Source organism: Microbispora sp. NPDC049633 (genome assembly GCF_040675265.1).
Taxonomy (GTDB): Bacteria; Actinomycetota; Actinomycetes; order Streptosporangiales; family Streptosporangiaceae; genus Microbispora; species Microbispora maris.
The window spans coordinates 1-10,027 of record NZ_JBFAOO010000241.1 but is presented as its reverse complement, the minus strand read 5'-3'; the positions used below and the strand labels follow the sequence as shown (position 1 = coordinate 10,027).

Below are 10,027 nucleotides of genomic sequence, written 5' to 3'. Positions count from 1 at the left end.
GTCGGCGACCACCAGACCGGTCCGCGGCCCGGCGGGCCGGCCGAGGGCCGCCCCGCCGCCCGCCTCCCACCTGATCCGTACGGCCCGGGCCCAGCCACGGCCCTCGACGAGGGCCTTGAACCCGGCGGCGACGCCGTCCCCGCACCCGCCCGGCGGACGGGGGACGGTCAGGGACAACTCCCCCCACCGGCGCGGCGGCGCCTGGACGCCGCACGCGCCCGCAAGGGCCAGAACCCCCAGCGCGAGGACCGTACGGCGTCGCATTTCGGCACCCTCCTACCCGAAGAGTCCCTTACACGCACAGACTATGAGTAACTACACCATGTCACCACATAACGGACGTTAGGGCTATGGCGATCGGTGCGGGTGGCCCGCCCGGGTCCCTCGATCGCGCGATCAGCTACAAAGGCAGCCATGGAGGACGTCGTCGAGCATCGTTACGGCCGGGACGACATGCGGCTGGTGAAAGCGTCCTTCCGCACGCATCGCTTCGTCCCTCACGGCCACAGCGAGTACGCCGTCGCGGCGATAGAGCGCGGGGTGGAGGCCGTGCGCTACCGCGGCGCCACCGAGCACGCGCACGCGGGCAGCCTGCTCCTACTCGACGCCGACACCATCCACGCCGGCCGCCCCGGCGTCGCCGAGGGCTGGGACTACCGGGTCTTCTACCTCCCGCCGGCGCTGCTGGCGGAACTCGCCGGGCACCGGCCCACCTTTCCCGTTCCGACTCCGCACGACCCGCGTCTGGCCGCCCGCCTGATCCGGCTGCACCGCCGCAAGGACCAGAACTCCCTGGCCGCGCAGGAGGAATTCGAAGCGCTGTGCACCGGGATCCTCGCCCGCTACACACGCCGCGGGATCGCTCCGACGCCACCGGCGCCCGTGACGAAGGTGCAGCGGCACCTGGCCGCCGACCTTCTGCGCACCCCGGCACTGGACGAGCTCGCTCATGTGGCGGGCCTGCCCCGATTCCAGCTGCTGCGCGCCTTCCGCCGCGAAACCGGTGTCACTCCGCACGGCTACCTGCTCCAGCTACGCCTGCGCCGTGCCCAGCAGCTCCTGACCGCCGGGCACACCGTCGCGCGCGCCGCCGCCGAGAGCGGCTTCTACGACCAGGCACATCTGCACCGCCACTTCCGCCGCACGTTCGCGGCCACCCCCGGCCGGTTCGCGCGCAACGACGTACAAGACCGGTACGGCTCGCCCGCCTAACGTCGGCGGCGTGAACGAACACACCAGCCCCGAGTTCTCCCGCAGCGCCCTGCTCACGATCGACCTGCAACGCGACTTCGTCGCCGACATCGCCGGCACCGCCGAGGCGCTGCCCGCGGTCCGGCGCCTGGCGCACGCGTTCCGCCAGGCGGGGAGGCCCATCGTGCACATCGTGCGCTTGTACCTGCCCGACGGCAGCAACGCCGACCTGTGCCGGCGAACGCTGCGCGGCCAGGTCAACCCGCACTCGCCGGGTTCCCGGCTCGCCGACGGGCTGGCGCCCGGAAACGAGCTCGACCCGGACCTGCTGCTGGCGGGACACGCGCAGGAGATCGGCCCGGACGAGCACATCCTGTACAAACCCCGCTGGAGCGCTTTCTTCCGCACCCGGCTGCTGGAACACCTCGCGGAACGCGCCGTGAGCACGGTGGTGGTCGCCGGCTGCAACTACCCGAACTGCCCGCGTTCCACGCTCGTCGACGCCACCGAACGCGACCTGCGCGCTGTCGCCGTCCGCGACGCGCTCTCCGGCTGGACCGCCGACGCGGACCGCGAGATGACCGGCATGGGCATCGTCTGCCTGGACACGAGCGAGGTCGTCGCCGCCACCCGGTCGCGCGTGGCTTCCCCGGCCTGACCGTCGAGTCCCCGGTCCGGGCGCCCCCGACGCCGTACGGCCCGCGCCGGGCGGGCGCGAGCCGTACGGGAGGAAGGGGTTCTACTCGACCGTCACGCTCTTGGCGAGGTTGCGCGGGCGGTCGACGTCGCGGCCGAGGGCGACGGCGGCGTGGTAGGCGAACAGCTGCAGCGGGATCGTGAGCAGGATGGGGTCGAGCTCGACCTCGTTCTTGGGCACCACGATGCAGTCGTCGGCCGCGTCGGAGGTGCGGTGGCCGACCATGAGGATGCGCCCGTGCCGGGCCCGGATCTCGCCCAGCGTGGTGAGGTTCTTGTCCAGCAGCTCGTCGTCCGGGACGATCGCGACCGTCGGCAGCTCGGGGCTGATCAGCGCGAGCGGGCCGTGCTTGAGCTCGCTCGCCGGGTACGCCTCGGCGTGGACGTAGGAGATCTCCTTGAGCTTCTGGGCGCCCTCGCGGGCCACCGGGTAGCCGCGCACCCGGCCGACGAACATCATGCCCGGCGAGTCGGCGTACTTCTTCGCCAGCTCCCTGATCCGGTCCTCCAGCGTGAGGATCTCCTTGATCTGCTCCGGCAGCCGGCGCAGGCCCTCGCAGATCCTGCGGCCGTCGGCCGGCGACAGGTCCCGCACGCGGCCGAGGTGCAGGGCGAGCAGCGCGAACGCCACGGCCGTGGAGGTGAACGCCTTGGTGGAGGCCACCGAGACCTCGGGGCCGGCGTGCAGGTAGATGCCGCCGTCGGTCTCCCGGGCGATGGCGCTGCCGACGGTGTTGACGATGCCGAGCACCCGGCCGCCCTTGCGCTTGAGCTCCTGCACCGCCACGAGCGTGTCGTACGTCTCACCCGACTGGCTGATCGCGACGTACAGCGTGTCGGGCTCCACGACCGGGCTGCGGTAGCGGAACTCCGAGGCGGGCTCGGCGTCGGCGGGGATGCGGGCCAGCTCCTCGATGAGCTGCGCGCCCATCTGCCCCGAGTAGTACGCGGACCCACAGCCGATGATCTTCACGCGGCGGAAGGAACGGATCTCGCGGGCGTCCATGTTGAGGCCGCCGAGGTGGGCGATGTGGAACCGGTCGTCGATGCGGCCGCGCAGCGTGCGGGCGACCGTGTCGGGCTGCTCGGAGATCTCCTTGAGCAGGTAGTGCTCGTAGCCGCCGTTGTCGTAGTGCCCGGCGTCCCAGTCGACGGTGAACGGCTCCTTGGCCGTCTCCCTGGCGTCACTGGTGAACGTGTTGAAGCCGTCGGCCTTGATGACGGCCAGCTCGCCGTCCTCCAGGTGGACGACCTGGCGCGTGTAGCGGATGAGCGCGGCGACGTCGGAGGCGGCGAACATCTCCTTCTCGCCGAGGCCGAGCACGATCGGGCTGCCGTTGCGGGCCACCACGATCTCGCCGGGGCGCTGCTCGTCGATGACGGCGATGCCGTACGTGCCGACCACGCTCTTCAGCGCGCGCAGGACGGCCTCACGCAGCGACTCGGTCTCCTTGACCAGCCGCCCGATGAGCTGCGAGAGCACCTCGCTGTCGGTCTCGCTCTCGAACTTCACGCCCTCGCCCTCCAGGCGGCGGCGCAGCTCGTCGGCGTTCTCGATGATGCCGTTGTGCACGACGGCGATGCGCTGCTCCTGGTCGAGGTGCGGGTGCGCGTTCACGTCACTCGGCGCGCCGTGGGTGGCCCAGCGGGTGTGACCGATGCCGATCGTGCCCTTGAACTTGGCGGGTACCGCCGCCGCCAGGTCGGCGACCCGGCCCTTGACCTTGCGCGTCTTGAGGCTCTTGGCGTTCACGACGGCGAGGCCGGCCGAGTCGTAGCCCCGGTACTCCAGCCGCTGGAGACCTTCGAGCAGGATGGGCGCCGCATCCTTCGGCCCGACATAAGCGACGATTCCGCACATAACCGCTCCTATCCGTAAACGATCCGCCGGAGCTGGCGCAGAGTCAGCTCCGGTGCCGCGACACGTCTTCCCGCGAGCTCGGCGGAGATTCTGGGGAAGATCTGGTCGTTGGTCAGCCCCCTCGACTTGAGTTCGCCGTGGCGGCGCCGCACGTAATCTTCCGCGGGCTCGCCGAAGTACGCCAGAACGTCGGCCACCACGCGGGCCGCCTCCCCCGGCCCCAGCGACGTGGTCCGGGTGAGGTGGCCGATCAGATCCTCGAAGGGATGCCGTGTCGTGGACACAGAGCAGGACCCTAACGCAGTGCTGCCGCCGACTAACAAGTTTCCTGCCCGTTTTCGGGCAGGATCAGTCCAAAAGTATCTTGGCGCGGCGCTGCGGGCCTCCCCTCACCCACGCACGGCGATGTCGGCCACCCTGAGCGACATGACGTGGGGATCGTCGTCGAGGGGCAGCAGGTCCGTGGGCCACCCGCTGACGACGAAGCCGTGCACGCCCCGGCCGGGGAGGCTTCTCAACTCGTCCAGGTTCAGTCCGAAGGCGGTCAGCGACTTCTCGTCGCCCGGTTCGAGCAGAGATACCCAGGTCTCGAACTCCTCCGTGAGCGACGACTCGGCGCCCGACGAGCACCAGGCGTCGAAGCCCCGGGAGTCGCAGTACTTGGAGCCGTCCCAGGAGAAAATGTGCCCGTCATTCGAGCGCGCGGAGGGCCCGCCGACCCCCATCACCGTCATCACCGCCAGCCCGACGAGCAGCGTCCGCTTTTCTCGTATTCGCACCCGCTCATTCGTCTCACACGACCCGCCGATGCGGAACGCGCCCGGAGTACGGTTATCGCCGCTGCAATCCAGCCGCAGTGGGCGCCTCCCCAGCGGACCGGGAATATGGGCCGCTTCTCGACCGCGAGCGGCCGGCCCGGCCGCGCTCGGACCGAAGAATTTGGTCGTATTCGAGCTCGCGGCCCGCCGCGCCGCCGGCAGGTGAACGTCTTGCCTGTCAATTCCCGGCGCCGCGCCGGCCCGATGACCGCGGTACAGCCTCAACGACACGGATGTCGCGCACCGCGGGCTTTGCGAGCAGGCCCAGCAAGTCTTCCTTCGTCATCCAGTTGACCATGAAACCGTACACATGGCCGTCCGCGGCGGCCTCGCGCAAGACGTCTGAATCAAGACCGAGTCTGCGCAGGTTGGAACGATCGTCGTCGGTCAACAGGCCGACCCACTGCTGAAACTGCTTCGTCGCGGAGTGGTCGTCGCATCCGTCCAGGCCGCGTTCAGCACAGCTGTCCAAGGTCGACCAGAAGACCGGCTTGGTCCCGGGACCCGCCGGTGACATGAAGAAGTACTTGTCCCAGCCTTGAGGGCCGAACCCGTACGGCTTCATCTCGTCGAGCAGGTCCGGCTCCGCGAGAGGCCTGGCCAGTTCCACCAGGGCCGTCGCCCACATCGCGTCCCCGAGCTCGCCGATCTCCCGTTCCGCCGCCTTCTTCACAGCCGGATCCGGCCCCTGGCCGCCGGTGAACTCTCGCAGGTACCTCGTCAGATCCGTGCTGGGGAACGAGGGCACGACCGTGAGATCGCCCAGCGGGTTCTCCACCACGTCCTGCCTCCCACTCGAACTGCCGGAGGACTGGCGCTCGACGGACAGAGGAAGGGTGAGGGAGAACATTCCCTCCGGAGGCTGCAGGCGCACTCGATACTCCGGATGGGCGACACGCGTCGCGTTCCCGACGACCGCCAGCATCCGGTGTGCGCGCCGGGCGGACGTCGAGACGAACCACACCGCGACCCCGCCCAGCGCCACGCATATCGCGACAACGAGCAGTCCGGCCACTCGCGAACCCCGGAAACGCGCAGGAGCCGGGTCAGGGATCCCAGCGGCCTTTCCTGCCGCCGTAATCGCTGGAACTCGCACGGTCACCTCCGTCACCGGCCATCCGGAACACTTCAGGCACCGCGGGACCCTAACCCATTTCGCGTACGCTCGGATTCATGGTCGCGCGAAAGGCCTTTATTTCCGGCGCATCAGCAGACGGCCCTGGCGGAACCGCTCGCCTTCGAGAGGCTGGCGCAGCATCCGTCCGATTTCGGTGAAACCCGCCTCGCGGGCCATTCCGGCGAGGTCGTCGATGGGCCAGCGATACGCCGGCGCCGCCTTGTGGTCGAACTCCGACACCGGACCGCCCTCGGCTTCGTAGAAGCCGAGCAGGAGGATGCCGCCGGGGGCCAGTACGCGGCGGAACTCGGCGAAGTACGGCGGCAGTTCCCGAGGCGGGGTGTGGATGACCGAGTACCAGGACAGGATGCCGCCCAGCTCGCCGTCGGCGAGGTCGAGCGCGTCCATGGACCCGACCTCGAAGCGCAGATCGGGATAGGCCGCTCGGGCGAGCTCGATCATCCTGGGCGACAGGTCGACGCCGAAGACGTCCAGTCCCAGGTCGCGCAGGTGCGCGGTCACATAGCCGGGGCCGCAGCCGAGTTCGGCCACGACCCCGGCACCGGTGGTCCGTACGGACTCGGCGAACGCGGCGAGCATCGCGCGGTCCAGCGGCAGGCCGCCGAGCGAGTCCCGGAAGAGCTCGGCGTAGAGGTCGGCGACGGCGTCGTACGCCTCCGCCGTCGCGGTGAGATAGGAAACGGATTCGGTCACGGCGGGCGACTCTAGTCCCTGGGCTCACGCTCCGCGGATCATCGACGGCTCGCCCCCGATGGTCGCCGGCGACCGCTCGCTGGTGGCCGCGCCGGAGGAATGCGAGCCGGGGCGGATCAGGAGCCCTGAGCCGCCCCTCGGCCGGTCGGTGCGGCGATCAGGTCGCCGGGGCCGCGGCGCGCAGCACCTTCATGAACTCGCGCATCCACGCCGGGTGGTCCGGCCAGGCCCGCCCGGTCACGAGGTTCCGGTCGACGTGGGCCTCGCTGTCGACCCACGTGCCGCCGCCGTTCTCGACGTCGAGCGCGCAGGCGGGGTACGCGCTGCTCTCCCGGCCCTTGAGCACCCCGGCCGCCGCGAGCACCAGCGGCCCGTGACACAGCGCGGCGATCGGCTTCCCGGCGTCGGCGAAGTGGCGGACGATCTCCTGGACGTCCCGGTCGCCGCGGATGTACTCCGGGGCGCGCCCGCCCGGGACCACCAGCGCGACGTACTCGTCCGGGTCCACGTCGGCGAAGGCCACGTCGGCCGCCCAGGTGTGGCCCGGCTTCTCGGTGTAGGTGCTGAAGCCTTCGACGAAATCGTGCACCACGAACTGGAGCTTCTTGGCGGACGGCGCCGCGATGTGCGCCTCGTAGCCCTCCTCCAGGAGCCGCTGGTACGGATACATCACCTCCAGGTCCTCGGCCGCGTCACCGGTGATGATGAGCACCTTCGCCATGGCGGAACCCCCTCCTGCGTACGGTCGCGGCCTCATCGTGCGCGCGGCCTCCCCGGCAGGTCAACGTCTCGCCCCACTTCGGTCACGGCCGCGCGTCCGCGTACGGGATCGAGGCCGGTTGGCACCGGCACCCCCGGGAATCCGCTAGAGTTGTTCACGCGTCGCCGGGGAAACCCGAGCGATGGCTGCGGAAGTGGCTCAGTGGTAGAGCATCACCTTGCCAAGGTGAGGGTCGCGGGTTCGAATCCCGTCTTCCGCTCGGAGCCCGGACCATATCCGGGCACGGACGATTAGCTCAGCGGGAGAGCGCTTCCCTGACACGGAAGAGGTCACTGGTTCAATCCCAGTATCGTCCACCACGGTTCGAAGGCCGGATCCGGAATCAGCGGATCCGGCCTTCGGCGTTCCAGGCCCTTGAGGCCGCGAAGTGATCCGGCCGGGTGATGGAAACCGGGTGATGGAGACGGCGCCGTGGACCGGCCGCCTCTCCGTCCCCGTGGACGCCTCCACCTGTGGCGGCGCCGGCCGCTGACATACGGCCGGCGCCGCCGTCGAAATCACGGCAGCCCGATTCCCGGACGAAACCTTTCCGCCGCCACCGGTGCGGCCCCCGCCATTGAGCACCGGTGTCACGATGGGCGCGGCCGGCTCCCCTGCCGGTTCCAGCACCGAGATAATCTTCTACCAATTATCCCGTACGCGCACAATCAATTTACTTCGGAAATCTTACGACTCAGATCTAGATTTCTTCTAAATGACGGACTTTGTCGTCGTTTTCCGAACGCGGGACGGCGAGCACCTGCGGTGCGGCCTCGCGCATCCGGGTACGCAGCCACAGCAGGTGGACGGCCGTCTCGGGGGCGCAGTGACGGGTGAGGTCGAGCAGGTCGTCGTCCCTGAGCCCGCGGGCGGCCTGTGCGAGCACGCTCCAGGACAAATCGCACTCCGTCGCGAGGAGATACAGCCCGTGCAGGTCCCGCAGCAGCACGAGGCCGCCGCCGTCCCCGCCGCCCCGCCCCGGTGTCACACGCGCACGCCGTGCCGTTCCGGGGTCCGCGGCATCGACGCCCGCCCGCTCCCGTTCAGCGGCCGCGCGGACGACCCGCTGGAGATCGGCCGTCTCCAGAGCCCCGGCGTCGAAACCTCCGGCGTCGAAGCCCCCAGCGTCGAAGCCCCCGCCGTCGAGAGCCCCGGCGTCGAAACTCGCGGTCTCCAGGCGCGGCGCCTCGAAGGCCGGCGGTCTCAGCCCCGCCGTCCTCGGCTCGGCCCCGATCGCGCGCGGATCGCGCGATCCGCCGGAACGGTACCGCCGCAGGAAGGGCTTCAGCCGCTCGGCGTGATCACGGCACTGCGCGGCCAGCCGCTCGCAGACGCCGCACAGGTCGGGCTCGCGGGGATGGCCGCGCCGCAGGGCGCGGAACCCCGACGACAGCTCGTGCTGCGTCCGGGAGAGCGTCTCCAGGTAGCGCGCCAGATGCTCGCTCACGGAGCGCCCCACCCGCGGGCCACGTCCCCCCCAGCGGTACGTGTGCGCGCAAGGACCATCTCTCGTCGCTTCCTTCCGGTAGGCCGACCCACCTCATCTCCGGTGAACGCGGACGTCAGACCTCCTCGTACCGTTCCGGCGCCTCCCCTCCTCCCGCTGCGGCCGTCACCTCGGGCCGCACGGTCACACCGCGGCCGAGGCGCGCGGCGGCGCCGCACAGACCCTCCTCCAGCGAGGCGTCCCCGCGCCGCCCGGCCTTCACCAGCCGGACCGCCACGGCCGTGCGCAGCGGCCGGCGGGACACCGCGTCCCAGGCGGTGAGCGTGAGCTCCTCCGCCGCCCGCGTCACGGCCTCGCCCTGCCCGTCGAGCAGCAGGACCACGGCTCCGGGGCGTACGCCCGACAGGCGCGCGACGGCCTCCAGCACGCCCAGGGGCGACTCGACCCGGACGAGGTCGCCGTCCTCGACGCCGAGCTCCGCGGCGTCGCCGGGATGGACCTCCAGGCACGGCTCGGGCACGGCGTCGCCGAGCCGCGCCAGGTGGGCGGGAAAGCGGCGCAGCGCCCGGCGGGTGGTGAGGACCAGGGGGTGCTCGTCGTCGGCGACCTCGGGGGACGGCTCGAAATCGGCGGCGTGGAGGAAGGCCCGTCCCCCGGGGTCCCCGGTGCGGTACCGCTCCTCGCCGTACTCGGCCCCCGTGGCGAGGTCGGCCCCGAACGTCTGGCAGTGCCCCGGGCTGGTGGCGAAGCGCCCTCCGGCGTACAGGCGTTCGGCGCCGTGGGAGCTGGAGGGCACACAGGGCCACTGGATGCCGCCGGCCCGCAGCCGCTCGTAGGTGATCCCGGTGTGGTCGCACGGACGGCCCCTGGTGCACGCCTTCCACGCCTCGAACGCCGACTCGGCGTCCGTCCAGTGCACGAGCGGCCGGCCGTCCCGGTCGCGCAGGTCCATCCGCCGCGCGTAGTCGAGCAGGATGGCGAGGTCCGTCCTGGCCTCCCCCGGTGGTTCGACCGCCTTCTCGCACAGGTGCACCGTGCGGTCGGCGCCGGTGACGGTGCCGGTCCTCTCGCCCCAGGCCGCCGCCGGAAGCACCACGTCGGCAAGCCGCGCGGTCTCGGTCAGGTACGGATCCTGGACGACGACGAACAGGTCCTCCCGGCCGAGGACGCGGTCGAGACCGGGCATCGTGGCCGCGGGATCGGACGCCATGATCCACAGCAGCCCGAGCGACCCCTCCTCGGCGTACCTGAGGATCTGTCCGGCGTGCGTCGCGGGCCCCCAGTGCGGGATGACGGCGGGATCGACGTTCCACAGGTCCGCCAGCTCGCGCACGTGCCCGGTGTCGGCCCAGTTGCGCAGCCCGGGCAGGTCACCTCCGTCCGGTTTCGGCGGACACACTGAGCAGGGCCAGGGTGTTCATCG

Annotated in this window: 11 protein-coding genes and 2 tRNA genes; 4 read left to right on the top strand and 9 right to left on the bottom strand. The window is 70.9% G+C overall.

Annotated elements, in window-relative coordinates; genetic code table 11:
• Nucleotides 1-264, bottom strand: a 264-nt coding sequence (locus tag AB0J39_RS35110; protein ID WP_363472700.1) for a hypothetical protein, incomplete at its 3' end; no start/stop codon positions are given.
• 150 nt (nucleotides 265-414) lie between these two features.
• On the opposite strand from AB0J39_RS35110, the gene AB0J39_RS35105 reads away from it, so the two are divergent.
• Nucleotides 415-1,212: an AraC family transcriptional regulator gene (locus AB0J39_RS35105; RefSeq protein ID WP_363472698.1), complete on the top strand. Its 798-nt coding sequence runs from the start codon at nucleotides 415-417 to the stop codon at nucleotides 1,210-1,212.
• A 10-nt stretch (nucleotides 1,213-1,222) separates the two neighbouring features.
• On the top strand, nucleotides 1,223-1,849 hold the full coding sequence (locus tag AB0J39_RS35100; RefSeq protein WP_363472696.1) for an isochorismatase family cysteine hydrolase: 627 nt from the start codon (nucleotides 1,223-1,225) through the stop codon (nucleotides 1,847-1,849).
• Between the two features lie 81 nt (nucleotides 1,850-1,930).
• On the opposite strand, the gene glmS is transcribed toward AB0J39_RS35100, so the two are convergent.
• From glmS to AB0J39_RS35070, 6 genes are all read right to left on the bottom strand, one after another.
• Entirely contained in the window at nucleotides 1,931-3,748 is a 1,818-nt protein-coding gene (gene glmS / locus AB0J39_RS35095; RefSeq protein ID WP_363472694.1) for a glutamine--fructose-6-phosphate transaminase (isomerizing), read from the bottom strand.
• An 8-nt stretch (nucleotides 3,749-3,756) separates the two neighbouring features.
• The gene (locus AB0J39_RS35090) at nucleotides 3,757-4,032 is read right to left on the bottom strand and encodes a hypothetical protein (protein ID WP_363472692.1); all 276 of its coding nucleotides are present in this window, start codon (nucleotides 4,030-4,032) and stop codon (nucleotides 3,757-3,759) included.
• Between the two features lie 105 nt (nucleotides 4,033-4,137).
• Nucleotides 4,138-4,527: a hypothetical protein gene (locus AB0J39_RS35085; protein WP_363472690.1), complete on the bottom strand. Its 390-nt coding sequence runs from the start codon at nucleotides 4,525-4,527 to the stop codon at nucleotides 4,138-4,140.
• A gap of 217 nt (nucleotides 4,528-4,744) precedes the next feature.
• Nucleotides 4,745-5,581 carry a hypothetical protein gene (locus AB0J39_RS35080; protein ID WP_363472688.1) on the bottom strand — a complete coding sequence of 279 codons (837 nt, stop codon included), beginning with the start codon at nucleotides 5,579-5,581 and terminating at the stop codon, nucleotides 4,745-4,747.
• A gap of 177 nt (nucleotides 5,582-5,758) precedes the next feature.
• Nucleotides 5,759-6,397 carry a methyltransferase domain-containing protein gene (locus AB0J39_RS35075; RefSeq protein ID WP_363472687.1) on the bottom strand — a complete coding sequence of 213 codons (639 nt, stop codon included), beginning with the start codon at nucleotides 6,395-6,397 and terminating at the stop codon, nucleotides 5,759-5,761.
• A 157-nt stretch (nucleotides 6,398-6,554) separates the two neighbouring features.
• Nucleotides 6,555-7,118, bottom strand: a complete 564-nt coding sequence (locus tag AB0J39_RS35070; RefSeq protein ID WP_363472685.1) for a DJ-1/PfpI family protein — start codon at nucleotides 7,116-7,118, stop codon at nucleotides 6,555-6,557.
• A gap of 187 nt (nucleotides 7,119-7,305) precedes the next feature.
• Between AB0J39_RS35070 and AB0J39_RS35065 the strand changes: the two genes are divergently transcribed.
• A tRNA-Gly gene (locus AB0J39_RS35065) sits at nucleotides 7,306-7,377 on the top strand.
• A gap of 25 nt (nucleotides 7,378-7,402) precedes the next feature.
• A tRNA-Val gene (locus AB0J39_RS35060) sits at nucleotides 7,403-7,477 on the top strand.
• A 380-nt stretch (nucleotides 7,478-7,857) separates the two neighbouring features.
• Here the strand turns inward: AB0J39_RS35060 and AB0J39_RS35055 are convergent.
• Together AB0J39_RS35055 and AB0J39_RS35050 are read right to left on the bottom strand one after the other, a co-directional pair.
• Entirely contained in the window at nucleotides 7,858-8,604 is a 747-nt protein-coding gene (locus tag AB0J39_RS35055; RefSeq protein ID WP_363472683.1) for a hypothetical protein, read from the bottom strand.
• A gap of 115 nt (nucleotides 8,605-8,719) precedes the next feature.
• On the bottom strand, nucleotides 8,720-10,003 hold the full coding sequence (locus AB0J39_RS35050) for a molybdopterin-dependent oxidoreductase (protein WP_363472682.1): 1,284 nt from the start codon (nucleotides 10,001-10,003) through the stop codon (nucleotides 8,720-8,722).
• Between the last annotated feature and the right edge of the window lie 24 nt (nucleotides 10,004-10,027).